This is a genomic window from Amycolatopsis sp. VS8301801F10 (genome assembly GCF_046195355.1).
In the GTDB taxonomy this organism is placed as follows: Bacteria; Actinomycetota; Actinomycetes; order Mycobacteriales; family Pseudonocardiaceae; genus Amycolatopsis.
Genome location: NZ_CP176065.1, coordinates 1,268,974 through 1,294,049, shown reverse-complemented (window position 1 = coordinate 1,294,049; position 25,076 = coordinate 1,268,974). Strand labels below are relative to the sequence as shown.

Annotated in this window: 22 protein-coding genes and 1 tRNA gene; 13 read left to right on the top strand and 10 right to left on the bottom strand. The window is 69.7% G+C overall.

Features of this window, described 5'->3' with window-relative positions; all coding sequences use genetic code 11:
* The first annotated feature begins 43 nt into the window (after positions 1 to 43).
* On the top strand, positions 44 to 424 hold the full coding sequence (locus tag F9C11_RS06285; RefSeq protein ID WP_409183960.1) for a VOC family protein: 381 nt from the start codon (positions 44 to 46) through the stop codon (positions 422 to 424).
* Positions 425 to 452: 28 nt separating this feature from the next.
* Here F9C11_RS06285 and F9C11_RS06280 read toward each other — a convergent pair whose 3' ends face one another.
* The 4 genes from F9C11_RS06280 to F9C11_RS06265 are packed head-to-tail and all read right to left on the bottom strand — an operon-like array spanning position 453 to position 3,775.
* Positions 453 to 836: a hypothetical protein gene (locus tag F9C11_RS06280; protein WP_409183959.1), complete on the bottom strand. Its 384-nt coding sequence runs from the start codon at positions 834 to 836 to the stop codon at positions 453 to 455.
* A gap of 52 nt (positions 837 to 888) precedes the next feature.
* Complete coding sequence (locus F9C11_RS06275) at positions 889 to 1,770, bottom strand: VOC family protein (protein WP_409183958.1); 882 nt, start codon at positions 1,768 to 1,770, stop codon at positions 889 to 891.
* Entirely contained in the window at positions 1,763 to 2,287 is a 525-nt protein-coding gene (locus tag F9C11_RS06270) for an RNA polymerase sigma factor (protein WP_409183957.1), read from the bottom strand. The genes F9C11_RS06275 and F9C11_RS06270 overlap by 8 nt, the downstream gene beginning before the upstream one ends.
* Positions 2,288 to 2,332: 45 nt before the next feature.
* Positions 2,333 to 3,775 (bottom strand): MFS transporter, encoded by a 1,443-nt coding sequence (locus F9C11_RS06265; RefSeq protein WP_409183956.1) that lies wholly within the window; start codon positions 3,773 to 3,775, stop codon positions 2,333 to 2,335.
* 103 nt (positions 3,776 to 3,878) lie between these two features.
* Here F9C11_RS06265 and F9C11_RS06260 point away from each other — a divergent pair, with 103 nt between their 5' ends.
* The gene (locus F9C11_RS06260; RefSeq protein ID WP_409183955.1) at positions 3,879 to 4,724 is read left to right on the top strand and encodes a helix-turn-helix transcriptional regulator; all 846 of its coding nucleotides are present in this window, start codon (positions 3,879 to 3,881) and stop codon (positions 4,722 to 4,724) included.
* Here F9C11_RS06260 and F9C11_RS06255 read toward each other — a convergent pair.
* The gene (locus tag F9C11_RS06255) at positions 4,661 to 5,293 is read right to left on the bottom strand and encodes a dihydrofolate reductase family protein (protein ID WP_409183954.1); all 633 of its coding nucleotides are present in this window, start codon (positions 5,291 to 5,293) and stop codon (positions 4,661 to 4,663) included. The two genes, F9C11_RS06260 and F9C11_RS06255, sit on opposite strands and share 64 nt — an antisense overlap.
* Positions 5,294 to 5,427: 134 nt before the next feature.
* Here F9C11_RS06255 and F9C11_RS06250 point away from each other — a divergent pair, with 134 nt between their 5' ends.
* Together F9C11_RS06250 and F9C11_RS06245 are read left to right on the top strand one after the other, a co-directional pair.
* The gene (locus tag F9C11_RS06250) at positions 5,428 to 6,549 is read left to right on the top strand and encodes a sensor histidine kinase (protein WP_409183953.1); all 1,122 of its coding nucleotides are present in this window, start codon (positions 5,428 to 5,430) and stop codon (positions 6,547 to 6,549) included.
* Positions 6,546 to 7,223 (top strand): response regulator, encoded by a 678-nt coding sequence (locus F9C11_RS06245; protein WP_409183952.1) that lies wholly within the window; start codon positions 6,546 to 6,548, stop codon positions 7,221 to 7,223. The genes F9C11_RS06250 and F9C11_RS06245 overlap by 4 nt, the downstream gene beginning before the upstream one ends.
* Positions 7,224 to 7,357: 134 nt before the next feature.
* Here F9C11_RS06245 and F9C11_RS06240 read toward each other — a convergent pair whose 3' ends face one another.
* Entirely contained in the window at positions 7,358 to 8,938 is a 1,581-nt protein-coding gene (locus tag F9C11_RS06240; RefSeq protein WP_409183951.1) for an acyltransferase family protein, read from the bottom strand.
* 193 nt (positions 8,939 to 9,131) lie between these two features.
* Between F9C11_RS06240 and F9C11_RS06235 the strand changes: the two genes are divergently transcribed.
* Positions 9,132 to 10,283 (top strand): hypothetical protein, encoded by a 1,152-nt coding sequence (locus F9C11_RS06235; RefSeq protein ID WP_409183950.1) that lies wholly within the window; start codon positions 9,132 to 9,134, stop codon positions 10,281 to 10,283.
* Between the two features lie 21 nt (positions 10,284 to 10,304).
* Here the strand turns inward: F9C11_RS06235 and F9C11_RS06230 are convergent, their stop codons facing one another.
* The 3 genes from F9C11_RS06230 to F9C11_RS06220 all read right to left on the bottom strand — a co-directional run bounded on the left by F9C11_RS06230 (position 10,305) and on the right by F9C11_RS06220 (position 16,731).
* Entirely contained in the window at positions 10,305 to 13,979 is a 3,675-nt protein-coding gene (locus F9C11_RS06230; protein ID WP_409183949.1) for an FkbM family methyltransferase, read from the bottom strand.
* Entirely contained in the window at positions 13,972 to 15,150 is a 1,179-nt protein-coding gene (locus F9C11_RS06225; protein ID WP_409183948.1) for a hypothetical protein, read from the bottom strand. The genes F9C11_RS06230 and F9C11_RS06225 overlap by 8 nt, the downstream gene beginning before the upstream one ends.
* 135 nt (positions 15,151 to 15,285) lie before the next feature.
* On the bottom strand, positions 15,286 to 16,731 hold the full coding sequence (locus F9C11_RS06220) for a hypothetical protein (RefSeq protein ID WP_409183947.1): 1,446 nt from the start codon (positions 16,729 to 16,731) through the stop codon (positions 15,286 to 15,288).
* Between the two features lie 142 nt (positions 16,732 to 16,873).
* Here F9C11_RS06220 and F9C11_RS06215 point away from each other — a divergent pair, with 142 nt between their 5' ends.
* From F9C11_RS06215 to F9C11_RS06200, 4 genes are all read left to right on the top strand, one after another.
* Positions 16,874 to 17,365, top strand: a complete 492-nt coding sequence (locus F9C11_RS06215; protein WP_409183946.1) for a hypothetical protein — start codon at positions 16,874 to 16,876, stop codon at positions 17,363 to 17,365.
* Between the two features lie 76 nt (positions 17,366 to 17,441).
* Positions 17,442 to 18,062, top strand: a complete 621-nt coding sequence (locus F9C11_RS06210; RefSeq protein WP_409183945.1) for a hypothetical protein — start codon at positions 17,442 to 17,444, stop codon at positions 18,060 to 18,062.
* Between the two features lie 224 nt (positions 18,063 to 18,286).
* Positions 18,287 to 18,796: a DUF2716 domain-containing protein gene (locus tag F9C11_RS06205; RefSeq protein ID WP_409186826.1), complete on the top strand. Its 510-nt coding sequence runs from the start codon at positions 18,287 to 18,289 to the stop codon at positions 18,794 to 18,796.
* A gap of 27 nt (positions 18,797 to 18,823) precedes the next feature.
* Positions 18,824 to 19,225, top strand: coding sequence for an Imm7 family immunity protein (locus tag F9C11_RS06200; protein ID WP_409183944.1), 402 nt, complete (start codon positions 18,824 to 18,826; stop codon positions 19,223 to 19,225).
* 260 nt (positions 19,226 to 19,485) lie between these two features.
* Here F9C11_RS06200 and F9C11_RS06195 read toward each other — a convergent pair.
* Positions 19,486 to 19,558: transfer RNA gene (locus F9C11_RS06195), tRNA-Gly, on the bottom strand.
* 211 nt (positions 19,559 to 19,769) lie between these two features.
* Here F9C11_RS06195 and F9C11_RS06190 point away from each other — a divergent pair.
* The 4 genes from F9C11_RS06190 (at position 19,770) to F9C11_RS06175 (ending at position 25,062) form a co-directional block, all read left to right on the top strand.
* Positions 19,770 to 21,425 (top strand): zf-HC2 domain-containing protein, encoded by a 1,656-nt coding sequence (locus tag F9C11_RS06190; protein ID WP_409183943.1) that lies wholly within the window; start codon positions 19,770 to 19,772, stop codon positions 21,423 to 21,425.
* A 69-nt stretch (positions 21,426 to 21,494) separates the two neighbouring features.
* The gene (locus F9C11_RS06185; RefSeq protein ID WP_009085725.1) at positions 21,495 to 21,935 is read left to right on the top strand and encodes a DUF983 domain-containing protein; all 441 of its coding nucleotides are present in this window, start codon (positions 21,495 to 21,497) and stop codon (positions 21,933 to 21,935) included.
* A 38-nt stretch (positions 21,936 to 21,973) separates the two neighbouring features.
* Entirely contained in the window at positions 21,974 to 22,834 is an 861-nt protein-coding gene (locus F9C11_RS06180) for a DNA-formamidopyrimidine glycosylase family protein (protein WP_409183942.1), read from the top strand.
* 923 nt (positions 22,835 to 23,757) lie between these two features.
* Positions 23,758 to 25,062 carry a sensor histidine kinase gene (locus F9C11_RS06175; protein WP_409183941.1) on the top strand — a complete coding sequence of 435 codons (1,305 nt, stop codon included), beginning with the start codon at positions 23,758 to 23,760 and terminating at the stop codon, positions 25,060 to 25,062.
* Positions 25,063 to 25,076 lie beyond the last annotated feature (14 nt).

Here is a 25,076-nt window from a genome sequence, read left to right as displayed (position 1 = left end):
GAGGCATTGCTTCGTGTCTGTTTCTCTTGAACTGAATCATCTGATGGTCCCGTCCCGGGACAACCGCGAATCCGCCGAATTCTTCGCGCACCTGCTGGGTTTCGAGATCGGGCAGGAGTGGGGACCGTTCATCCCGGTGGAAACCAGCAATGGCGTGCGGCTCGACTTCGCCACCGTGCCGGACGCCGATCGCAAGCTGCAGCACTACTGTTTCCTCATCCCCGAGGACGACTTCGACGCGTTTTTCCTGCGGTTGAAGGAAACCGGGGTCGCCTACCACGCCGATCCGATGGGCGAGCAGGTCGGCGAGATCAACCACAACCACGGCGGCCGCGGCGTGTATTTCCTTGACCCGGGCGGGAACGGGATCGAGGTCATCACGCAGCCGTACGAGCCGGAGCGCAAGCGGCCGTCGAGCTGGTAAGTCCTTTATGGACGGACGGCGGGGTGCGTCACAGCGGAAGCGAGGCCCACCCGCCGCCCGCGGCCAGCAAGGTCCGCACGCTCTCCGCGTGGTCGGAGAACGCGGCCAGGTCGGCGTGCAGCAACGCGGCCCGTTCGGAATCGAGCGGGTCCGCGTCGTCGCGCCACAATTCGAGCGTCCAGTTGGCGGCCAGCAGCATCGAGCGCACCAGCCCGGCGACCGCGGAGTCCGGCTGGTCGTACGCGGCGAGAATCTCGTCGCACGTGGTGAAGCACCGTTCCAGGCCGCGGACGGCTTCGGCGGGCGTGCCGTCCCAATCCGGTCCCGGCCAGGCGCACGAGCCCAGGGCGAGCCAGAGCTGCCAGCCGGCGGTCAGCTCGGCTTCGTCACGGGGCGTCCAGTGCGCGGCCATCTCTCGAGTGTGCGCCCCGGCGGCTGGTTTGCCGCCGGGGTTTTGGCCGAGGTCACGTGCGTGGCTGTTCCCACAGCCAGAATTCGATCCCCTGGTCGTCGGCACAATCCGCCGTTCGGCCGTACGGCGGATTCTCCACTTCGCCGGCCCGGCCGCCCGCCTCGCGCACCCGGTCGAGCGCGGCTTCGAGGTCATCGACGGCGAACATCAGCTTCCAGCCGGCCTGCAGTTCCGGTCCGCCCCACAGCCCGCCGGGCAGGCCGTGGCCTTCGATGCGCCACGCGGTCGGCAGGCTGCCCTGGCTGAACTGCCAGCCGAGCACCGCGCCGTAAAACGCCTTGGCCCGGGCGTCGTCGGGTACCTGGAAGGTGAAGTACCCGGCCTCGCCGTGCTGGTACGTGCGCTCCTCGGGTGCCTTCGCGCGCGGCGCGGCCTGCGCGACCAGCCACCGCTGGCCGTACGGGTCTTTGATCGCACCGTGCAGTCCGTGGCCGCGGTCCTCGACCGGACGCAGCAGTTCCGCGCCCAGTTCCACCGCCCGCTGCGCCGCGCGCCGAGGGTCGGGCACCTCGACCCGCACCATCGCGCCGCCCTCGGGGGCGACGACGTTGCCCATTTCCGGGAACTCCTCGGCGAGCATCAGCACGCTGCCGCCGATGGCGACCTCGGCGTGCCCGATCCGGCCGTCGTCCATCACGATCGGCTCGGACCGGCGTTGTGCCCCGAAGACCTCGACGTAGAAGTCGAGCGCGGCCCGGGCGTCGGTCACCGCGAGGTACGGCGTGAGCGCACCTACTTCGGCCGTTTCGGTGGTGGTCATCTCCGCTCCGTTCAGGATCAGGCGGCGGAGGTCGTCCCGCAGCTGCTCGGCGAAGGCCGGGTCGGGGTCGGCTGGAGTCGAGGGCAGCGCGAGCGCGTCGAACGGTTCAGCCATCACGTCCCTCCTTCTCCTGGTAGCCGCGGCGGAACGCGGTTTTGGCCCGCGTCAGCAACGCCTCTGTCGCATGGATGGTCCGGCCCAGATGCGCGGCGACGTCGCGCACCGGCAGGCCGTCGACGTACCGCAGGGTGAGCACCGCCCGGTGCGAGACCGTCAGAGATTCGAGCACCTGCCGTGCACGCAGGGCGTCGAGCTGCTCGTCCCAGGGATCCTCGACGTCGTCCTCGGCGTCGTGCACGAGCCGCAGCCCGCGCTGTTCCCGTTCGGCGCGCCGCCAATGATCGGCCAGCTTGTGCCGGGCCACCCCGATCAACCAGGGCGTGCTCACCGGCGGCGCGTGCTCCTTGCGGCAAGCGGCGACCGCGCCGAGGAACGTCTCCGACGTCAGTTCCTCCGCCAGCACGCGGTCGCCGCACCTCGCGAGCAGGTAGCCATAGACCTCCGGCAGGGCCTTCTCGTAGAGGCCGAGCAGCGCGAAGGCCGGGTCTGGCTGCACCCGAGGTTCCGTCACATCTCCATCGTCGTCCGGGAGCGGAGTTTTCCGTCGGGCGAATTCTCAGCGCGGGTCGGGGAGCTTGCGCGCCAGCCCGCTGACCAAGACTGCCAAGGCCGCAAGAATCCCGATGACCAGCACGAACGCCCCCTGGTACCCCATCGCGCCGGGCACGCTCAGGCTGGCGAAGAGGCTGCCCAGCACCGCGACGCCCAGTGCCAGCGACGTCTGCTGGGTCGTGGTCAGCACGCCGCCGCCGACCCCGGCCAGATCCGCGGGCACCCGGGACAGCACGACCCGGAACAGCGTGCTCATCGCGAGCCCGTTGCCGACGCCGATCAGCACCATCGCCGGGGCCAGCTGCCAGATCGACAGGTCGGGCCAGTCCAGCAGCGCGGTTCCGGCGAGCGCGATCAGCCCGACGGTGAGGATCAGCCCGCCGATCGGCACGATCTTGCGGCCGAACCGGGCGACGAGACGGCTGCTGACCAGGGAAGTCGTGAAGTACGCGACCGCCATCGGGGTCAGGGCGAGTCCAGCGCCGAGCGGGCCGAGGTGCAGGCCGTTCTGCAGGGTCACCGCGTAGACGAACATGAACGAGCCGAAGGTGCAGAAGAACGGCACCGCGACGGTCAGGCCGTGCCGCAAGCTCGCGGTGCGCAGCAGGGCCGGCGGCAGCAGCGGGGTGCCGCCCGCGGCCTCGAGATTCCGCTCGACGCGGGCGAAGCCGTACGCCGCGAACGGGAAGACCACCAGCAGCGCGATGCTCCACCACGGCCAGCCGAGCGCACGGCCCTCCATGATCGGGATCAGCAGCGACAGCAGCGAAACGGCCAGCAGCACGGTGCCCCAGCGGTCGACGCCGAGCGGGTTGCTCGCCCGGCTGTCTGGCACCGTGCGGCGCGCGAGCAGCAGCCCGATGACCCCGATCGGCACGTTGACCAGGAAGATCGGCCGCCAGCTCAGGTCCCAGACGTTGGCCGCGACCAGTGCGCCGCCGAGCAGCTGGCCGACCACGGTGGCGATGCCGCCGGTCGCGCCGAAGAGACCGATCGCGCGCGAGCGGCGTTCGCCGGACGTGCCGGCCTGGATGATCGACAGCACTTGCGGCAGCAGCATCGCCGAAGCCGCGCCTTGGGCGACGCGGGCGATGACCAGCGTGGCGGCGTCCGGGGCGACCCCGCAGGCCAGCGAGGTGAGCGTGAACAACGTCAGGCCGAGCAGGAAGAGCTTGCGGCGGCCGAAAGTGTCGCCGAGCCGTCCGCCGAGCACGAGCAGCACCGCGTACGCGATGCCGTAGCCCGCGACGACGAGTTCGAGGGTCGCGGTCGACGCGTGCAGATCGGCATCGATCGTGGGCAGTGCGACGTTGACGATGAAGAAGTCGATGATCGGCAGCGCTGCCCCCAGCAGCACGGTGATCAAGCCGGCGGACGAGAGGCCCGTCCTCTCCGGCGTCCCGGCGGCGGCGGTGACCGATGCCGGGGCGGTGGTGGTAGTCGTCATGAGTGCTACGTTCCGCCGCGCCAGACCCTGGTACCAGGTGTGCTTTTATCCTGGTACTGGGACTACCTGGTAACAGGGTCGAAGCCGTGCTTACCTGGTATTCGTGACCAGTGGCATCGAAGACCGGCTCCGCCGGACCGAACTGGGAGAGTTCCTGCGCAACCGGCGCGGGCGCATCACGCCGGAGCAGGTCGGCCTGCCGCTCGGCGGCCGCAGGCGCACGCCGGGGCTGCGCCGCGAGGAGGTCGCGCAGCTCGCCGGGGTGGGGGTCACCTGGTACACGTGGCTCGAACAGGGCCGCGACATCAACGCGTCCGAGCAGGTGCTCAGCGCGATCTCCCGCACGCTGCGGCTCGACCCGCACGAGCACGTGCACCTGTTCACCCTGGCCGGTGCGCCGCAGCCGGTGCCGGAGAAGAAGAACTGCTCCGCGATCACCCCGTCGATGCAGGACATGATGGTCCAGCTGGAGCCGTTCCCGGTCGCGGTCCGCAACGCGCGCTTCGACGTGCTCGGCCACAACGCCGGTTACGACTGGCTGATGGGCGGCGTCGACAAGATCCCGTACGAGGAACGCAACACGCTCGTCCAGTGCCTGCTCAATCCCGAGTGGAAAGAGCGGATGGTCGACTGGGAACAGAACGTGCCGCGGATGGTCTCGTCCTTCCGCGCCGCGATGGCCGAGCACATGGCCGAGCCGGGCTGGAAGTCGCTGGTCAAACGGCTGAAAGCGGAGTCGCCGTGCTTCGCGGAGCTGTGGGAGCGCCACGACGTGAACACCGAGCAGGCCAAGAGCAAGCGCTACCTGCACCCGGAAGCGGGCCTGCTGACGTTCGATTTCACCTACCTCTACGCGGGCCGCCGCTCGGAGATCCGGATGTCGGTCTACACCCCGGGCAACGCCGAGACGCTGGAGAAACTGCGCGAGTTCGTGCCCGCGACCGGATAGCGCAGGTGCGTCACGCCCTCGCCGACGGTGACGTCCGGCGTACCGAGGCGCACCGGGTCGAGCCCGAACTCGCCGAACAGCGGCACTCCGCCGCCGAGCAGTACCGGCACCAGATCAATCCGCACCGCGTCGAGAAGCCCGGCTTCCAGGCATTGCCGGGCCATCTCGCCCGCGTTCACCCCGACGTCGCGGCCGCCAGCCAGCTCCTTCGCGCGCGCCACCGCGGCCTCGATGCCCTCGGTGACGAAGGTGAACGGTGAGTCCTCCCACCCGGCAGGCGCTCGATGCGTCACCACGACCACTGGCCCGCCGAAGGGATGCGTCCCGCCCCAACCTGAGGTCATGTCGAACAGCCGCCGTCCGACGAGCAACGCCCCGGTCGATTCCAGCTGCGCGCGCAGCACCTTGGCGCTCGCCGGGGACATGCGCAGCACGCGGTCCGGCTGTGCGGTCGGCACCTCCTCGGAACCGCCGCCCATCCAGCCGAAGAGCAGATCGAACCCGGATTCGCCCGGTCCGGCCACGAACCCGTCCAGCGACATGCTCGCCCCCGCCACTACCTCGCCCATCACCGTCTCCGTTTCTGTCGTTTACCTAGTGAACGGAGCCGGACAAGCGCTCTCGACATACCGCGCCACGCGTAGCCCGATCCCGCGCTTCACGACGGACGCGGCCGCCGACCTTCCCCGGTAGCTTTCGCTGCATGCACTACTGGTGGCGGGCGCAGAACCCGTGGTTCGGGCGGGTGTTCCGGACCTTCGTGGTGCTCGCCTTCGTGCTCGGCGGCTCCAGCGCGTCCGGCCGCTGGCAGCACGCCTCGCACCCGTTGAGCGCGCTCGGTGCCGCGTGGCTGGCCGCGACCGTGCTCACCTTGCTGCTCGTGCACCGGTACCCGCTGCCGCTCTTCGTGCTCACCGCGGCCTCCGCGTACGCGTACTACCTGTCGCCGGAACCCGGCGGCCCGGTGATCATCGTCCCCACCGTGGCGCTCTTCGTGCTCACGCGGCGGCACGGCCCGGTGGTCGCCGGGAGCACCGGCGGAGCTGTTCTCGTGGCGGCGTACCTCGTCCACGTCGTTCTGAAGCAAACGTTTGCGGTCAGTGCTTGGGCGCTGTTCGCCGTGGTCTGGATGGCCGCCGTGATCGGCATCGCGACGGCGGTCCGGTTCCAGTTCGCGGCCGTCGCCGCCCGGCGTGAGCAGGCGGACGAGCATCGGCACCGGATGGCTGAGCAGGAGCGGCTTCGCATCGCCCGCGAGGTGCACGACGTTGTCGCACACAGCCTCGCGATGATCAACGTTCAGGCGGGCGTCGCGGCGCACGTCGCGGATCGGCGGCCGGAGCAGGCGAAAGAGGCGCTGCTCAACATCAAGGCGGCCAGCGCGTCCGCGCTCAACGACCTCCGCGCGACGCTCGCCGTGCTGCGTTCCGGCGAGAACCGTGCGCCCGCGCCGAGCCTCGCGCAGGTCGAGGAGCTGCTTGACCACGCGCGGGCCGCCGGGTTGGAAGTCGAGTTGCACGGCGAAGCTGGCGACCTGCCCGCACCGGTGGACGGCGCGGCGTATCGGATCCTGCAGGAGTCGCTGACCAACGTCGTCCGGCATGCCGACGGGGCACAGCGCGTCGAGGTCCGCTTCGAGCGCGAACCGGGCACGCTGGTCCTGCTCGTGCGCGACGACGGCCACGGCACCGTCCAGCCGACGCCCGGGCACGGTCTGCGCGGCATGCGGGAACGGGCGACGGCGCTCGGCGGCAGTGTCGAGGCGAGCGTTACCGGGCAGGGTTTCCAGGTGCGGGCGGAATTGCCCGTGGAGGGGGAGAAATGACCATCCGCGTCGTGCTGGCCGACGACCAGGCCCTGGTCCGCGCCGGATTTCGGTTGCTGCTGGACACCGAGGACGGCTTCGAGGTGGCCGGCGAGGCGAGCGACGGCGAGCAGGCCGTCGCGCAAGCGGTCGAGCACCGGCCCGACATCGTCGTGATGGACATCCGGATGCCCGGCACCGACGGCCTCGAAGCGACCCGGCGAATCACCTCGCACCCGGACCTCGGCGGGGTGAAAGTGCTGGTCCTGACCACCTTCGACGTCGACGAGTACGTCTACGAGGCACTCCGCGCCGGGGCCAGCGGCTTCCTGCTGAAGGACACCGAGCCGGTCGAACTTCTGCACGCGCTGCGCGTCGTCGCGGCGGGGGAGGCGCTGCTCGCGCCGACGGTCACGCGCCGGTTGATCGCCGAGATCGTCGGACGGCCCGAGCACCGGCGGATCGACACCTCCGCCGTGCGCGAGGTGACCGAACGCGAACGTGAGGTGCTGGCGCTGGTCGCGGGCGGATTGTCGAACGACGAAATCGCCGCCCACCTGGTGATCTCCACGGCGACCGCGCGGACGCACGTCAGTCGCATCATGACCAAGATCGGCGCTCGCGACCGGGCCCAGCTGGTGGTGCTCGCCTACGAATCCGGCCTCGTCACCCCGCGCGGCGGCTCGTCCTCGTGAGTGGCTATGCCGGTTAGAACCGGCATAGCCACTCACGAGCCCTCGCACGAGTGAGCTAAGCCGGGAGTGTGACTTACGCCGTGTCGGTGAACGCCCTCCCACCTTCGAGCGCCCTACCGGAAGAGCATCACCTCTCAGCGAGGGGTGTGGCGGAAGGAGTTCGGGTGGCGTGGGAAATCGTCCTGGTCGCCGCGCTGGCCCTGGTTTTCCTGGTCCGGCTGGTAGCGCAGCTCCGGCGGAGCTGACGGACGCCTGCGCGGCGGCATCGCGCGGCGCACCGGCGGTTCGGCGGTGCGGTCGACGCCGGATTCGGTGACCGGACGCGCCCGATGCGCGCCGCCGTTCGCGCGAGGGGCCATCCCGCGCGGCTGGCCGACCCACGGAGCGTCGTTCGGCAGCGGAGCGCCGTTCTTCGGCAGCTGCCCGTTCGGCACCGGACGCGGCCGAGGCGCCGGACGACGCGGCGGCAGCGGTTCGGCGGGAATCTTCGGGATCTCGGTGGTCACCTCGGCGGCGTCCACGTACTGAGTCTCTTCCCCCGGCGTTTCGACCGGCGGTTCCACCTGCGGCGCGGGCGGTTCCGGCGCGGGCGGAGGCGGCTTCGGCCGGTGCGACAACCGCCGCGCCAGCGAGTGGCTCGGCCGCTCCACGAACCGGTAGCTGAATTCGACCACGCCGAACACCGCCGGGATCACGATCAGCAGCGCGATCGGCAGCGGCACCGCCGGGCGCAGCAGCTGCAGCAGCACGAACGTGACCAGCATGTGCAGCAGGTAGATCGAATAGCTGCGCTCGGACAGCATGGTCCAGATCTTGCGCTGCTTCAGCCGGTCCTCGGCGAACATGCCCATCAGGAAGCAGGTGACCGCGAACGCCAGCGCGAGGTTGTACGAGCTGTCCACGCGGCCGACGTTGATCACGTCCGCCAGCACGTACAGCGACCACGCGCAGCCGCCGTACAGCGCGCCGGTCCAGAGCGGGATCTGCTTCTTGGTCGTCGCCCAGATGATCTGGCCGATCACCATCGCGGGCAGGTACGAGACGTTCACCGCGAACAGCGACCACGACGGCCCGAGCTGCGAGCGGCTCATCATCACCACGAAAATGAACGTCAGCTCGACCGCGATCGCGAGCCACACCCACCGGCGCAGCAGCGGCAGCACCGCCATCAGCAGCAGGTAGAAGATGACCTCGACGATCATCGTCCAGGCCACCGGCACCAGCACGACCTGCGGATAGATCAGGTAGTTGGCCAGCGTGGTGTTGGTGAAGACGGTGAGCGGGTTCAGCGTCTGCGCCTGGCCGGTCGACGGCGGGTGCAGGTTCACCAGCAGCAGGAATGCCGTCAGTGCCACCACGAACAGCATCGGCGCGTACACCCGGATGAACCGGTTGAGCGCGAATCGCCCGGTACCCTGGCGCAGCGCGATCGGCGTCACGACGAAACCGCTGACCAGGAAGAAGAACGGCACCGCGATCTGCCCGATGCCCTGCTTCGCCATGTGCATCGGGTCGCTCGTGAGCGCCTCGATGAAGTCGATGTACGGGGCTTTGTCGTTCTTCGCGATGACCCACGGATGGGCGATGTGGCTGTAGAAAACCAGCAGCGCGCCGAGGCCGCGGCCGATGTCGATGAAGACGATCCGGGTCTTCTTCGGCAGTGCGGGCGACGGTTCGGCCAGAGCAGCGGAATTCGGCTCGGCCAGCGTGCTCACCCCCGTCTTCCGCTACCGGCAACCTCGTGAAGGTTACCGCCTCGTACCCCCGGCCCGGGCGTACTCCCCGCAATTGGCGGCCGGCGCGGGATTCGTCACAACACCCGTTCTGGCCTCGGATTATGTAGCCGGCAGGTACGATCAGACAGAAATTCGTCCGTTTTTCACGAAGTAGCTCAGGAGTTCGGGGAGCGTGCAGCAGTCCAGTCTCGACGGGGCCGTCGAGCGTCCGCCGACCCTGCGCGCCGCTTTCCGCCAAGCCGCCCCGGCGATCAGCCTGTACCTGCTGTTCCAGCTCGTCGCGTTCGGCGTGCTGTGGATGATGAGCTGGAAGGCCGACGTGTCGCCAGGCCGGTTCATCGACGATTTCGACGCCAACTGGTTCGTCACGGTCGCGCAGCACGGCTACGACCAGCCGATCACGATCGGCGTCGACGGGCTTCCGGTCGAGAACAGCCTGGTGTTCTTCCCGCTGTACCCGGCGACGGTGGCGCTGCTGACGCTGGTCGGGATCCCGCCGCTGGCGGCCGGGATGACGATCTCGCTGCTGGCCGGATGCGCGGCGGCGTGGGGCCTGTTCGTGCTGGGCCGCGACCTGGCCGGACCGCGCGTGGGACTGCTGGTCGCCGTGCTGTGGTCGATCGCGCCGGGGTCGACGGCACTGCACCTGGCGTATTCGGAAGCGCTGCTGATGGCCCTCGTGGCCTGGACGTTCGTCCTGCTCTCCCGCCGCGAATGGCTGGCCGCCGGCGGACTCGCGGTGCTGGCCGGGCTGACCCGGGCCAGTTCCGGCGCGTTGATCGCCGCGGTCGGCATCGCCGCGCTCATCGCCGTTTTCCAGCGTCGCGACGGCTGGCGGCCGTGGGTCGGCGGGCTGCTCGCGCCGCTCGGCCTGCTGGGCTACCTCGGCTACGTCTGGATCCAGACCGGCCGTCCGGACGGCTGGTTCTGGCTGCAGACCGCCTGGCGGATGCGCTTCGATTTCGGCGTCTTCACCTGGCTCCAGGTCCGCGATGGCCTGACCTCGGACGAGGCGAGCTGGATCACCGTGACCGCGCTCGTCGTGCTCGCCGCGGTGATGTTGCAGTTCTGGACCTGGGCGACGCGGCTGCCGTTGCCGTGGCAGATCTACGGCACGCTCACCGTGGTGATCGCGCTGTGCTCCTCGAACTTCTTCCAGTCCCGCCCGCGGTTTCTGCTGCCGGCGTTCGTGCTGACCGTGCCGGTCGCGCTCCTGCTGGCGAAGCTGCCGAACCGGGTACTGGCGGTGCTGCTGCCGGTGATCACGATCGGAAGCGCTTGGTACGGCGCGTTCCTGCTGACCATCGCGCACGTGGCGCCCTGAGCCGCCACGTGCGCGATCAGGTCAGGGTGCCAGCCAGAGCGTGACGAATTCCTTCTCGTCCGCCTTGGCCGCGGCGATGATCGCCGAGTCTTCGAGCACCTGGTCGGCCGGACCGTCGTCGGTGACCACCTTCGGCGTGTAACCGAGCGCGCGGTACCCGGCGAGCACGGCGGCCGGGTCGTCGCCCAGCTCGGCGATCGCGCCCGGGTCGAACTCGCACACGACGTGCGGCCGGTCGCGGCGCAGCACCTCGGCCAGCCCCGCCAGCGCGCGATGGTCGCGGCCCTGCAGGTCGACCTTCACCAGGCTGATCCGCTGTTCGGTCACCTCGGGCACGGAATCCAGCCGCACCGCCGGGACCTCGACGCCGGAACCGTCGGTGGTGACGCGGTTGTCGCCGCTGTTGCCCGGGGTGGCCTGCGCCAGGTGCACGGTGCCGGGCTCGTCCCACGCGGCCGATTCGACCACGGTGACCAGCTCGCCCGCCGCCGGAGGCAGGTTGACCTCGACGTTGCGGCGCAGGTACGAGGCGTTGACCGGATCGGCCTCCACCGCGATCACCCGGGTCACTTCCGGAGTGGCCCGCAGCAGCCGCAGCGTGTGGTAGCCGACGTGTGCGCCGATGTCGAGGAACGCGCCGTTGGCCAGCGACGCCATCAGCTCGGCTTCGCTGTCCTCCCAGGACCGGTGGAACAGGATCCACGGGAGCATGACCTCGTCGACCGGCATCAGCAGCGCGCCGACGTCGCACTGGACGACGTCCGCCCCGCGCGGCACCGGCGCGTGCCGGAGCCGGGCCGCGTCGCGCATCGCGCTGACGTCGAGGGTCACCCGCTGGATGGCCTTCTCGTCGGCGTCGAGCCGTTCGTCGCGGCGCGCGAACATCTTGTGCACGGTCCCCGCCGCGGCTTCGACCTCCGCGCCGACGCCGTCGTAACCCTCGGCCAGCTTCGCCACGTCCGCTTCGAGATTGCGCAGCGCGAGAGCCGTTTCCGGGGCCTGGTGGCGCAACTCGTTGACCGTGCCGCGCAACGCTTCGAGCCGTTCGCCGAGCGTGCGCGTGGACAGCGCGGCCCGGCGCGATTCGTCGATGTTGCGTTCCAGCGCTTCGATCCGGTCCAGCAACCGCCGGTTGCTGTCCTCGGTGGCCGCGAGCAGCGCGCCCATCACGTGGCGCTGGTGCACGTCGTAGTGGTCGATCGCGCGCAGCACGGCCTTGCGCAGCGCGGGCGCCAGCGGCAGCCGCGACGGCGTGTCCGCTTCCGGACGCCAGCGCAACGCTTCGGTCGCCTGCTGCAGCGGGCTCAGCGGGTGCTCCGGCGGCGGTGCCGCGGCGCGCTGCCGCTCCTGCCACGTCTGGTGCGCCTGCTCCAGCTCCCGCCGCATCCACTCGGCCGCGGTCGCCATCGACCGTTCGCGCAGGATGACCTCGCGCGCCCGCTTGCCGCGGGCGGTCGCCTCGGCCGGGTCGTCGGCGATCTGCACCATCGCGGCCGCGGCGGCGTCCAGATCGGGATCGGCCCAGACCGCGTCGGCGTGGTACGGGTAGTTGCCCTCGCCGACCGGCACCAGCCGGTACGGGATCGGCCAGCCGGTGGACGCGTCGAGGAATTCCGTGGTGCTGGAGTAATCCGTCGAGATCACCGGCATCGCGCGCGCCATCGCCTCGGCGACGGTGAGCCCGAAGCCCTCGCTGCGGTGCAGCGAAACGTACGCGGTGCTGGTCTCGTACAGCTCGTGCAGTTCGGCGACGCTGAGGTAGCGCTCGATCAGCTCGATCCGGTCGTCTCCGCGGACCACCGCGCGCAGCCGTTCGGCGGCCTGCGGGTGCAGCTTCGCGTTGATCGCCTTGACGGTGAGCCGGACGTCCTCGCGGCCCGGGAACGCGCGTTGGAACGCTTCGACCGCGCCCCAAGGGTTTTTGCGCTCCGCGACGCTGTTGAAGTCGAACGCGAACAGGAACCGCACCGGCTCGCCCTTTTCGCGTGCGGGCGGGGACGGCTCACCCGGATCGCGCACCGGCACCGGGATCGTCTTGACCGGAATGGTCGAATGCGCGGCGAACGCCTGGCGGCAGAAGTCGCTGACCGTCCAGACCTCGTCGAGCATCCCGAACGCTTCGTGCTGCCACTGCGGGAAATCCTCGAGTTCCCACGCCCACAGCCCGATCCGGTAGCGGCCGGCTCCGACCTCGGGGTGGTTGGTCAGGATCGTGCGGGTCTGGTCCGCGTTCACCGCGAACACGCTGACCGGGAACCGCGGGTCGCCGACCGTCGCCGGCCGCTCGATTCCGGTGCGGTTCGAAACCGCCTTCTCCTCCAGCACCGTGACCACCGGGACGCCGCCGGTCTCGATCGCTTCGAGCACGATCCGGCCCATCTCGCCGAGCCCCAGCTCCGCGGTCAGGTAACCGAGCAGGTTCACGCCGAACTCGTCGTGCGGCGGACGGGTCGCGACCGGTTCGGACGGCAGCGCCCACTCCGGCAGGCCGGCCTCGGAGACGCCGGACCCGGCGCACCAGTGCCGGAACGCCTCGGCGTCGTCGCCGTAGGGATGCGGGAACGCCATCTGCAGGTCGATCCGCGACGCCCAGATCGCGTGCGTCAGCCGGTTCAACCCGGCCGCGGCCTGGCCCTGGTCCTCCGGGGTGGCGAGCCATTCGCGCAGCGCCTGCCCGCCGTCCTCGCCGTACGCGTGCGGCGGCGCGGGCTTCTTCTTGCGCTCCGCCTTGATCCAGCCCTCGCGGAACACGCGCCGCGCGAGCTTCGGCACCGGGGTGCCGTCCTGGAAGTCCTTGAAGCCGTACGGAATCGAGTCGAGCGACTCGGCGTACCCCGCTTCGCGCAGCTTCGTGCCGTACGAATCGCAGATGGCCCGAAGGTCGTCGTTGTGCGACAGCAGCACGCGCGGCTTGCGTGCGCAGTGGAAGCTGAGCAGCCACGGCTTCTCCGGCCGGTAGCCGCTGAAGTGGAAGAACCGCAGTTTCGCGCCGCCCGCGGTGAGGGTGCCGTCCTCGGCGCGCCCGATCGGCCGCTCGTGGAGGTTCCAGTAGGCGACGTCGAATCCGGGGTCGGTGACGACGTGGTGCCGGAACAGCGACGGCACCTGGTCGACCCAGCGCTGGTCGGTGAACAGCTGCTGCTCGGGCGCGACGATCGCGTCGTGGCGCAGCCGGCCCGCCCAGAAGTCGAGGAACGGCCCGGCGCCGCGGCCGACGCCGATGAAGCCGAGGTTGAACATCCCGGTGCCCATGATCACCGCGTCGTCCGGCTCCAGGCCGTCCTGCGGCAACGGGGTCAGGAAATGCGGCGCGAGCACGATGTCGTGCTCGCGGGCGAGTTCGGCGACCTCGGGGATCGGCGCGAACAGCTCGATGTCCGGGTCGAGGTAGATCGCGGCCTCGGACTCCTTCAGCAGCTCGCGCAGCAGATACGGCTTGACCGACGTGGCGAGTTCGGTGACCGAGTACGCGGTCGCCATCCGCAGGTAGTCGTCCTCGTCGATGCCGAACGCGGCCGGGCCGACGACGGTGAGCCCGTCGCCGGCCCGGTCCGACTGATCGCGGGGGGCGTCGATGACCGCGATGACGAAGCGGCCGCCCGGATGGTGCTCGAGGTAGGAGCGGGCCAGCACGCGCGCGGCCGGCACGTAGTTGCGGGCGACGATCGTGCAGGCGGTGGTACCGGGCTCAGGCATCGGCGGTCAGCACCGTGAGCTGCTGGTTCAGCGCGGTGGTGAAGTCGGTCTTCGTCTGGTCGGCGACCTTGCCGGACACCTCGACGCGGACGATCACGTTCCCGTGCGCGTAGTGCCCTCGGGACTGGGCCGACTGGCCTTCCTTCGGGTCGATCGCGGTGGCGTAAACGCCGTTCGGCGCGGTGGTGTCGCGCTTGGCCCCGTTCGTGACCTGGACCTCCATCAGCTTCTCGGCCGCGGTCTTGGCCGCGGCCGGGCTGCTGGCCTGCGCGAGGAACAGCGTGATCAGGTTGCCGTCGTCGAGGTGGTACACGACGAACTTGACCTTCGACGCGCCCGCCGCCTGGTAGGCGCTCAGTTCCTGCGGGTTGAGGTACTTCAGGGTGTCGACCTGCGAGAACGACGTGACGTCGTCGTGCGTCTCGGCCTTGCCCGGCATGCTCGCGACGCCGAGCGGGTCCGGCGGCTTCGGCGCGGCCGAACTCTGCGAGTGCTGCGCGGTGGTCTGCTGGGTGCCGCCGCCTCCGCTGTCGCGGCCCCACAGCCAGTACGCGCCGAACGCGATGCCGGCCAGCACGATGACCGCGCCGACGATCGCGCCGATCTTCTTGCCATTGCTCTTCTTCGGCTTGTCGCTGAAGTACTCCGGGCCCTGGCGGACCCATTCGGAGTCGCCCCCGGACGGGCCGAGCGGCGGAAGATCGCCGCCGCCCCACGGCGGGGTCTGGTCGCTTTCGGCCGCGTTCCACGGCTGCTGCTGCGGGAAGCCCGCCGGCGGCGAGGCCGTGCCCTGCGGGAACCCGCCGGGCGGGGAATAGTGCGCCTGCGGCTGGTGCTGCTGCGGCTGCACGACCTGGGTGCGTTCGGGACCGGCGTCCGCGGGCGGCTGCTGGGTCTGCCACGACTGCACGACCTGGGTGCGCTCGGCGCCGCCGTCGGCGGGCGGCTGCTGCGGGGCCTGCGGCGGCTGCGGCACCCCTCCGGGCGGGCTGACCGGGGCGATCACCTGGGTCGAGTCCGCGCTCTGGCTCGGCGGCGGCGGAGCGGGCTGGTCCTGCTGGCCGACGGCCGAGGACAGCACCTGATCACGCCGGATGCGATAGTCGTCCGCGGACAGTCGCCCTGACGCGAGCTCCTCGTCCAGCCGGCGCAGCTCCTCCTGCCAGGACACCAGGGCCCCCCTTATCTGTCGGCATGGCGACGGTCAATGCGTCGTCGCTACCCGATTGTGTGTGACGACGTGGGACATTGTGCACGGGTGCGACCCCACGTGACCTGGCGGGTCGCCTTGTGCGCTGGGGAATGTTCAGCTGGCGGGCAGCGCGGCGGCGACCTTCGCGCGGATCTGTTCCATCCGGGACCGCAGCGCCGCCGGATCCTGGCCGACCGGGCCCGACACGCCGATGCCGACCGACACGCCGCCGGAGGTGTACCAGAAGGCCAGCACGCGTCCGGCCGGGCTGCTCCCGGTGTAGAGCAGATCGGTGGCCGCCGGGCCGAGCGGGCTGCTGTCGAAGCCGCCGGTGACGAGGTTCTGCCGCAGGCCCTGGACGAGCTGACCGGCCTGGGCCTTGGACGGCGTGGGGACGGCGATCAGCGTCGTGCCGCCGTCCGGGCTGCCGTAGGCGTGGTAGACGAGCTGGTCCGCGCCCGCCGCGCGCATGAGGTTCGCGTCGGCATCGGAGACGGCCTTGGCCTGGACCGCCTTGTCCAGCGCCATGGTCGAGTTTTCCGGGCTCGGCGTGCCCGGCAGCGCGGGCAGCTTGTCCTCGAGCGAGGCCGGCTGGGTGTTCGGCGCGGACGCGGTGGCGGGCGGCGGCGTTGCCGAGTCGTTCGCGTCGTTCTTCGTGCCGAGGAACCAGATGCCGCCGGCGACCAGCGCCAGCACCACGAGCACGGCCAGCGACAGGAACAACCAGGTCGGCTTGGACCGGCGCGGTTTGGCGTCGTCCTCCCAGAGGCGGCGCGGCTCCGGCTGGGCGCCGTTCGCCGGGATCGCGCCGAAGACCGCGGTGGGCCGGTCGTCGGCGGGGCTCGGCGCGGTGGTCGGGCGGTCGGTGGAGAACGGGGTGCCCGGGGTGTGCGAGAAGGCGGGCTTCTCGGCCGAGGGGGCCGTCGTCGCGGAGTTCAGGAACGACTCCACCGCGGGCGGTTCCGGTGCGGGCATCGCCGGGTTGGTGCTGGCCCATCCGACGACGGGCTGGCTCGGCTGTTGCTGGCCCGGTTGCTGGCCCGGGGTGTGCCACTGCACGGGAGCCACGCCCGGCCAGGTCCCCGGCTGCGCGGGCAACTGCGGCTGGGGCTGGTGCGGTGCGGGCGGGGTGACCTGGCGCGGCGGCGCGGCCGGGCTTTGCGGCGGGGGGAAGAAAGGTGCGGCGGTGTCCGTGGACGGAGTGCTCGACGAAACGGTTACGTCCGGTCCTATCCGGCGCACGATCGCCGGGTCGTCGAACGGACCGCGTCCGGTCATCGTCGCGATGGTGTGCGGAGTGCCCGCTGGTTCCGGCGTGCTGCTCTCGGTGGAGGGGCTCGGGGCTTGCTGGCCGTCCGTGCCGGGAGTCGCCTGGGGAGCCGGGGCGCTCCAGGTCGGGGATCCGCTGTCCTGCCGCAACGGCGACGCCACTGGCGAAGCCGCCCCGCCGCCCGACGCCTCGGCGAGCAGTTCGTCGCGCTGGCGGCGGTGTTCGGCGTGTCCGAGGCGGCCGGCGGCCAACTCCGCGTCCAAGCGCCGGAGCTCTTCCTGCCAGCTCATCACGCAACCCCCTGTCACCGGTTCGGGCGATAGTGTTCCACGCGCCCCGGCTCCGTGGGGCTCAGGTGCGCAAGATCAGCCCAGATCAGGCACCCGGTTCGCGGCGGACGGGAAATCGCCGCGTCTCCGTACGATGGGGAGCATGTCCTCCGCGCGCGGTGCGCTCGCCGCCCTTGCCGTGGATCGGCTCGCCGGTCTCGACATCACCGCTGCCGAACTCGTCGAGGCCGGGGCGCGGGCTGTCGGCGAGGGCCTCGAAGCTCCCTCCCTTCCCGAACTCGCCGGTCTCGACCACCGCAATCACCAGGCGGTTTCCGTCGCCTTCTCGCACGTGGTCGAGGAGCTGGGCATCGAACTCCCGGCCGACGCGACCGCGGCGCAGTGGCAGCTGATGGGCGAACACCTCGGCGAAATGGTGCGCGGCGACGTCCCGCTCGCGGAAGCGGCGAAGAGCGTCAAAGCCCTCGACGGACGGCTCGGCCAGCCGGTCGCCCTGTCCGAATTGCGCCAGTGGCTGGCGATGCTCGCGACCTGGATCCCGACCGACGTCACGCCGGTCAGCTACTGCGAGCAACAGGTGCTGCAGCAGGCGCGGACGGTACTGGCCGGTCCCTGGCCGCCGGTCACCCGTTAAGCGGCAAAAACTGCCGTACATATGTTCTAAAATTGGCCGTGTACTGGGGAAACCATCCATCGGAAGGCGGCCGCCCATGAGTGCTCCGAAGTCGGCATACGTCACGCTGCCCACGTTCGTCGGGTACAGCGCCAGCAAGGGCCCGTCGCGTTCGTCGTTCGTCCGCAGGCAGCGCCGGTTGTACGAGGATCCGGCGCGGGCGGCGTTCAACTACTACCGGCGCGCGGCGAACGCGGTTCGGGCCGGCCGGGCGGCGCGGCAGGACGAGGTCGCCATGCGGGCGCTGGTCAACAACGCCGACGAGCGCACGCGGCCGCATTACGCCGCCATCGCCGAGGGCTGGCTGCGTTATCTCGGCAGGCGCGACCCGAAGCTGATCGAGGTCGGGCGGGCGAAGTTCTCGCTCGGTGAGCTGGAGATCGGCATCAGCCCGCAGCTGGGGCTGCGGAAGGCGAACGGCCGGCGGTTCGCCACCTGGCTGTACTTCAAGGAGGAGCCGCTCACCCGGGACGCCGCGCAGCTCGCGTTGTGGCTGCTCACCGAGGGCATGCCGGAGCTGCTGCCGGGCGGGGAGGCGCTGGTGGTGGACGTGCGCCGGGCGAAGGAGTTCACCTTGTCGGCGCGGGACCGGGAGCGGTTGCGGCCGTGGGCGTTCAGCGAGGCGTCGGCGTTCGTCACGCTGTGGCGTGCCGCATAACGCCTGGCGTGCATGACCGGCGGGGGTCTCGGGTAAGGAACCTGCGGACCGGGGGCGTTCTCCCCGGTCCGCGGGCCACCCGGTCGAGTGACAGCTTGGCGCTCGGCTCCAGTGGACTGGACAATCCTGGCCCCGGACACGAAGCTTTCGGCAGTTTCGAGCCCGGTCGATGACTTCGAGGTCGACAAGTGAACGCTGCTGCAGCCTGGGAGCCGCTCTCGCGAGTGGCCGACGAACCCGCTTGGTATTGGGTGCACGACAAGCTCAGGTTCTGGCCGAGCACCTTCGCGCACGATTGGCCTGGTTTCCATGAGCCGAGTCCGTCGGCTGCCTGGGATTTGTCGACCGGCGAGTACGACCGCGCCTCGGCCGAGTTCCGCCTGGGCCCGTACGCGGTGGAAGAGCACGACGTGGCCCGCGCGGTGCTGGCCGCGTTGCAGGAGATCACCGCCGAAGACGAGTGGCTGTGGGTGCTGCACTGGCAGCACCAGTCGTTCAAGTTCTGGCCGCACCGCATGCGGCCGGACGCGCCGTGGCCGGTCTCGGTCTTCCCGCGCGGCGACTACCACCTGTTCCTGGCCGAGGACTTCAGCTACGGCACGCTGGGCCACCCGTGGGAGCGCACCCTGTGCGTCTTCGGCGAGAAACTGCTTCCCGCGGTGGAAAAGCACGCTGACGGCATCCTCACGAACCAGCTGCGCCGGGACGGCCAGCCCTCTGCGCTGACCCGCTGAGCGAGGCCCGCTGCTACCGTCTCGCACGTGTTCGAATACCACGGCTGGGTGACCATCGCCGCCACCGCAACGGGCGACGACGACGCAGCTCTGCTGGAGCGCCTGGTGGAACGGGTCCACCGCTCCCTGCAGAACGCGACCCTGCTGGACCTGGTGGACCTCCGCTGGAGCGAAGGCCTGCCCATGCTCCATCTGGGTGGTCTAGACAAACACGGCGGAGCCATCACCCCCCAGCTCCTGGAAACCTTCGCCCGAGTAGGAGAACTGGCCCCCGGCTCCTACGGCCTGCTCCACATCTGGGACGACCAAGACCCAGAACACGACAACGCCTTCCAGGTGTACCGAATGGCAAGAGGCCAGGTAACGGAACAAAAAGACCCGCACCTGTCCCCAGTAGCCCCCACCGCCCTGGACACCTACGAGCTATAACCCAGCGGTCAAAACCTCCGCCTGGCTCCGCGCGTCTTCCGCCTGCTCCGCGCCTCTCCCGCCTGCGCCGCAAGCTCCGCGCCTCTACGGCTTGCTCCGCAAAGCTCCGCGCCTTCTTCCGCTTGCTCCGCAAGCTACAAAGCCCCCACCCTCGCAACCGCACCGCCCGCACCGTGGGGGTCCGGGGGGCTCGGCCCCCCGGGTGATATGGCGAAGGCCCCGTATCCACGCTTTTTGTGGATACAGGGCCCTCAGGACTGAGCGGATGACGGGATTCGAACCCGCGACCCTCACCTTGGCAAGGTGATGCGCTACCAGCTGCGCTACATCCGCGTTAACCGCTTGGTGCTCGGTGTTAAAGACACTCTATACCGTCGTCTCGATGACACTTTCGGGGGCCCCGGTTATTGGCTTGGACCTGCTGAGATGTGGTGCTTGCGCGTCACGTCGAGCGCACAAGGGGTGACGACGGGCGCTCTGCTCCGTATGGTGTCCCCAATCGACTTCAGTGGTGAGTCCTTCGGGGGAGGAGGTGCCTTGCCGGATGACCGAGCTGGGCACGGCGCCGCCACCAGCGGCCTCGGAATCCGACGAGCAGGCACTTTTGAAGCGGCTGCGCGACGGCGAGGACGCCGCGTTCGGGGAGTTGTTCGAGCTGCATGCCGCGGCCGTGCGCAGGTTGGCGCAGAGTCTCGCGGCTGATCGCTCCGAGGCGGAGGACATCACCGCGGAGACCTTCTTCCGCGTGCTGCAGGCGTTGCGCCGCGGTGCGGGTCCGCGGGATTACCTCCGGGCTTATTTGCTGACGGTCGCGCGCCGGGTGTCGTGGGAGTGGCACGGTGCTCGCCGCGATGTTCCGGTGACGGACGACGAGCTGACGTTCCGGGCGGGCGCCGGGGTGGACACGCCGGCGCGGACGGCTGAGCACACGTTGATCACGACGGCGTTCACGAGTTTGCCGGAGCGGTGGCGGACGGTGCTGTGGCAGACCGAGGTCGAGGGCGAGCAGCCGGCGATGGTGGCTCCGCATTTCGGGTTGTCGGCGAATGCGACGGCGGCGTTGGCGCGGCGGGCGCGGCAGGGGCTGCGGGCGGCGTATTTGCAGGCGCATTTGTCGGTGAACCGGGGTCCGGAGACGTGCCGGGCGGTGGTGGAGAAGCTGGGCGGGTTCACCGCGGGCAGTGTCACCGGCGCGGAGGCGGAGCGGATCAAGGCGCATTTGCTGGGGTGTGCGTCGTGCCGGGCGACGCAGGACGAGCTGCGGGACGTGTGTTCGTCGTTGCGGGCGCACGCCGGGGTGCTGGTGCTGGCGGTTCCGGCGTTGGCTGGGGCCGGGAAGGTCGCGGGTGCGGTCGCGACGGTGAAGAGCGTGGTGTTCGGCTCGAAGGTGAAGGTCGGGCTGGCGCTGGCGTCGACCGCGGCGGCGGGTGCGGTGAGTTTGACCGCTGGTCCGCTGGTGTTCGGGTCGCATCCGGTGCAGAACGTCGGGCTGGGCGGGGGTGCGCCGGAGCTGGCGTTGCAGCCGCCGGAGCAGCCTCCGCCGCCGGCGCAGCAGGGTCCGCGGGTGATTTCCGGGAAGCTGTACGGCAGTGCGCGGCCGGTGCACGTGGCGGTGCGTCCGGGTGTTTCGCAGCATGTGGGCGCGGCCGAGGTGCCGCCGTTGCCGCCGGTGCGGGAGCCGGTTTCCGGGGAGCAGTCCTCGTCGACGACGTCGGGGTCGATTGGCTCGACTGGCTCGACGCCGCGCGACGACCTGCCTGGTCAGGAGAGCGGTCATTCGGGTTCGCCGATGACGAGCCGGTCGTCGAGCACGGAGTCGCGGTCGGATCTGGACACGTCCACGAACTCGTCCAGTCCGGGCGTGTTGAGCACGACGACGGACGGCACGAGTCCGACGTACGCTCCGCCGACCTCGTCGTATGTGCCGTCGCCGGATTCGTACGTGCCGCCGTCGGTCACGTCGACGCCGGCCGGGTCGCGGCACGTCGCCCCGGCGGCTCCGAAGTCTTCGGGTTCCGCTGGCTCGGCGGACTGCCCGAAGTCGGCCAGGTCGTTCGAGTGGTTCAAGACTTCCCGGTCGTCGAAGCCGGCCAGGACGGACTCCACGTCCGGGCACGATGTCACCGGTTCGGCCGATTCCGCAGCGGACGCAAGCTCCCGAACAGCCAAAACCCGGCAAACCGCCAGTAACTCTGAGTGAGCACCTCGCGCTCGACGGCACGGTCACGGTAACGTTGACCGAGTTCGACGTCGCCCGGGAGGCAACAGGATGAACCGGCTGGTGCGCGGCGAAGACGGTCGCCATTGGGTGGTCCGTGCCCAGATGGAGTGGCGGGCTCCCGCCACCGCTGACGATTTCGAACACGACGTCGCGGGCAGTTACGGACCTGGCATCGCGATGATCGTGGTCATGGGTTTCCTGGTGATCGCGCTGGTGGTGTGGACGCCGGATGTGGTCAAGGTGCCCGCGTGGGTGCTGCTGGCGTTGCTGCTGGTGGTGCTGTTCTTCCCGCTGCGGTGGATCCTGCGCCGCCCGTGGACGGTGGTCGCCGAGACCGAGGGCGACGTCGCGGGCGACCGGCCGTCGGAGCGCTGGGTCGGCACGATCCGCGGCATGTTCACCGTGTCCGGCGAGGTGAAGCGGATCTCGAAGACGATCCAGCGGCATTCCCTCCCGGACTTCGACGGTCCGCTGCACCCGGTCGAATAGGCCTGGCCGGAACCGGGCAGGCGCGCGAGACTGGTGCCATGCCCGAGTTGCCCGAGGTCGAAGCACTGGCCCACCACCTGCGCGAACACGCCGTGGGGAGCACCGTTTTCCGGCTGGACGTCGCGTCGCTGAGCGTGCTGAAGACCGCGGTGCCGCCCTATACCGAACTGCACGGCCGCGAGATCACCGACGCGACCCGGCACGGGAAGCATCTGGATGTCGTGCTCGGCGACCTGCACCTGGTGGTCCATCTGGCGCGCGCTGGATGGCTGCGCTGGTCGGACGCGCTGTCCCCGGCTCCGCTGAAGCCGGGGAAGGGGCCGATTTCGCTGCGGGTGCATCTGGAGTCGGCTTCCGGTCCTGGCTTCGACCTGACTGAGGCGGGGACGAAGAAGGGGCTGGCGGTGTGGATCGTCGCGGATCCCACCGAGGTGGCCAGCGTCGCGCGGTTGGGGCCGGACGCGCTGGCTGTCGATGCTTCGCAGCTGCGGGAGTTGTTCCAGGGCAAGGGGACGCGGCTGAAGTGGGCGTTGACTGATCAGTCGTTGATCGCGGGGATCGGGAACGCTTATTCGGACGAGATCATGCATCGGGCGAAGCTGTCGCCTTATGCGACGGTGGGGAAATTGGACGAGGGTGCGTTAGAGGTTTTGGCCGAGGCGATTCACGAGGTGGAGACGGACGCGGTTTCGCGGTCGGTGGGGCAGAAGGCTGCGAGGCTGAAGGGGGAGAAGCGGTCTGGGCTGCGGGTGCATGCTCGGACTGGGCTGCCTTGTCCGGTGTGCGGGGATGTTATTCGGGAGATTTCGTTTGCGGATAAGTCGTTTCAGTATTGTGCGTCTTGTCAGACTGGGGGGAAGCCGTTGGCTGATCGGCGGATGTCTCGGTTGTTGAAGTAGGTCTCTCGGGCGGCTCGTCGCCTGGCGGCGACATTGCTATTGATGGGTTGCGTGGGGCACCCCGATTTTTCATTGTGCTGACGGTTCGGGGGTGCTTGTCAAGGCGGGAAAGATGCCTTGACAAGCACCCCCGAACCGCAGGGCGGCTTTGTATCGGGGTTGGGGGAGGGGATGGGTGCCTCGCTCGTTGGGTGCAGCGGTGGCGGTTCCCGTCGTCCTTTCACCGTGCTTCCGGTTGGGTGCGGGCCGTGAGGGAATCAGAGCCCGTGAGGGTGGCCCTCACGGACGTGGGTCGACGGATCGGCGAACTTCAGGGGTTGGCGTCACATCGTTAGGCCTTCGACTCGCATCAGCAGAAGTCGCTCCGCCCCCTCATGGCTCAGCCTTGTTAGGCCTCGGTCGTGCTTTGTCGGGAGTCGGCCTTGTCGGGCCTCGGTTGTGCATTGTCGGGATTCGGCTTTGCCGGGTCTCGGTCGTGCATTGTCGGGACTCGGGCTTGCGAGGTCTCGGTCGTGCTCGTCAGGATTCATCCTTGTCGCGGCGCGGTCGTCCATCGTCGGGATTCGGCCTCGTCAAGCTCGGTCTTCCATAGTCAGGCCCGCCAGGCCCGGTCGTCCATCGTCGGAATTCAGTCCGCATCCCCAGAGAACTGGCGTGCCGGAAGCGCCCACCCCAGCCCGGAGCACCAAGACCCACCATCCGCACCAGCCAAGCAATGAAGGGTCCCTTCACCCCTAACCATCCGTAGTGATGAACGGTCCCTTCACCCCACTCCTCAGCGACCCACAGCCACCTCCACCACCCGAATGGCGCAAGATCCTCACGCTCACCTGGAGTAACGGTAGGGTTTGCCCACCCTCGGTCGTCGCTACTGGACAGAAAGTGGGAAGCAGACCTTGCACCCGGTCGGTCGAGCGCAGAGCATGGACGTCGTGTCCGACTTCCCCTACGCGCTGGTCGTCCCGTGGGTCCTGGTCGGCATCCTGGTGATCGTGGTGCTGGTCCTCGCCTTCCGGGCGCGCCGGCCCAAGGGGGTCATCCAGGACGCCGTGCTCCAGGCCGTCCACCGGATGTCCAAGGCCACGCCCAATTTGCGGGCGGGGCTCGACGAGGAGGCCGCCAACCGGATGACGGCGGAGCTGCTCGAGGTGCTCGATTGTCTCGCCGTCGGCATCACCGACAGTGAAGGCACGCTGCTGTCCTGGGCGGGCGAGGCCACCGATCACTACCTGGACGTCGTCGAGGACATCGGGACCGCGTTGCGCAAACATCGCCGCGCCGTTGCCGACCACAACAAGATGCCGTGCAATCATCGCGGCACCTGCAAGATGAAGACCGCCGCGATCGTGCCCATTCTCGTCGAGGGCGAGGCCGAGGCCACGCTCATCGTGGTCGGGCGCACGCGCGGCAAGCTGGTGCAGATGGCCGAAGCCGTGGGCCAGTTCGTCTGCACGCAGTTCGAGCTGGCGCGGCTGGAAGAGTCGCGCAATCAGCTGCAGCAGGCGGAAATCAAAGCCCTGCGCGCGCAGATCTCGCCGCACTTCGTCTACAACGCGCTCAACACGATCTCCGCGCTCATTCGCACCGATCCCGAGGAAGCACGTGAACTGCTGCAGGATTTCGCGGACTTCACGCGCTATTCGTTCCGCACGTCCGGCATGTACACCACGCTCGCCGAGGAACTGCGCAACATCGACCGTTACCTGACCATCGAAAACGCCCGGTTCGGCGGCCGGCTCGAGGTGCGGATGAAGATCGCGCCCGAGGTGCTGAGCGTCGTGGTGCCGTTCCTGATCATTCAGCCGCTCGTCGAGAACGCGGTCAAACACGGCCTGGCCAGCAAGCCGAGCGGTGGCTGCGTCACGGTGATCGCGCGGGACGACGGGCACGAAGCGCTGATCACGGTCGAGGACGACGGCATCGGCATGGACCCGCGGCAGCTCACCGACCTGCGCAACGCGCACCGCACCGGCGCGCACGTCGGGCTCGGCAACATCAACCAGCGCATGCGGCAAGTGTTCGGCGAGGACTACGCGCTCACCGTCGAAACCGCGCCGGGCGCGGGGATGAAGGTCGCGCTGCGGGTGCCCAAGTTCAAGCTCGGCGTGCGGCCGAACATGCCGGACTACTCCGCCGACGTCCCGCCGCAGCCGCCCGCGCCGGTCGAGCCGGAGCCGGAACCCGACGGAGTGCACGGCTCGCGTTCGGGCATGCTGCCCGCGCACTGAACTGGTTAGCCTGG

Coding starts and splice junctions, on each gene's coding strand:
- F9C11_RS06285 (WP_409183960.1), top strand. CDS start 44: ATGGTCCCGTCCCGGGACAACCGCGAATCCGCCGAATTCTTCGCGCAC.
- F9C11_RS06280 (WP_409183959.1), bottom strand. CDS start 836: ATGGCCGCGCACTGGACGCCCCGTGACGAAGCCGAGCTGACCGCCGGC.
- F9C11_RS06275 (WP_409183958.1), bottom strand. CDS start 1,770: ATGGCTGAACCGTTCGACGCGCTCGCGCTGCCCTCGACTCCAGCCGAC.
- F9C11_RS06265 (WP_409183956.1), bottom strand. CDS start 3,775: ATGACGACTACCACCACCGCCCCGGCATCGGTCACCGCCGCCGCCGGG.
- F9C11_RS06255 (WP_409183954.1), bottom strand. CDS start 5,293: ATGGGCGAGGTAGTGGCGGGGGCGAGCATGTCGCTGGACGGGTTCGTG.
- F9C11_RS06250 (WP_409183953.1), top strand. CDS start 5,428: ATGCACTACTGGTGGCGGGCGCAGAACCCGTGGTTCGGGCGGGTGTTC.
- F9C11_RS06245 (WP_409183952.1), top strand. CDS start 6,546: ATGACCATCCGCGTCGTGCTGGCCGACGACCAGGCCCTGGTCCGCGCC.
- F9C11_RS06230 (WP_409183949.1), bottom strand. CDS start 13,979: ATGCCTGAGCCCGGTACCACCGCCTGCACGATCGTCGCCCGCAACTAC.
- F9C11_RS06220 (WP_409183947.1), bottom strand. CDS start 16,731: ATGAGCTGGCAGGAAGAGCTCCGGCGCTTGGACGCGGAGTTGGCCGCC.
- F9C11_RS06215 (WP_409183946.1), top strand. CDS start 16,874: ATGTCCTCCGCGCGCGGTGCGCTCGCCGCCCTTGCCGTGGATCGGCTC.
- F9C11_RS06210 (WP_409183945.1), top strand. CDS start 17,442: ATGAGTGCTCCGAAGTCGGCATACGTCACGCTGCCCACGTTCGTCGGG.
- F9C11_RS06190 (WP_409183943.1), top strand. CDS start 19,770: ATGACCGAGCTGGGCACGGCGCCGCCACCAGCGGCCTCGGAATCCGAC.
- F9C11_RS06185 (WP_009085725.1), top strand. CDS start 21,495: ATGAACCGGCTGGTGCGCGGCGAAGACGGTCGCCATTGGGTGGTCCGT.
- F9C11_RS06180 (WP_409183942.1), top strand. CDS start 21,974: ATGCCCGAGTTGCCCGAGGTCGAAGCACTGGCCCACCACCTGCGCGAA.
- F9C11_RS06175 (WP_409183941.1), top strand. CDS start 23,758: ATGGACGTCGTGTCCGACTTCCCCTACGCGCTGGTCGTCCCGTGGGTC.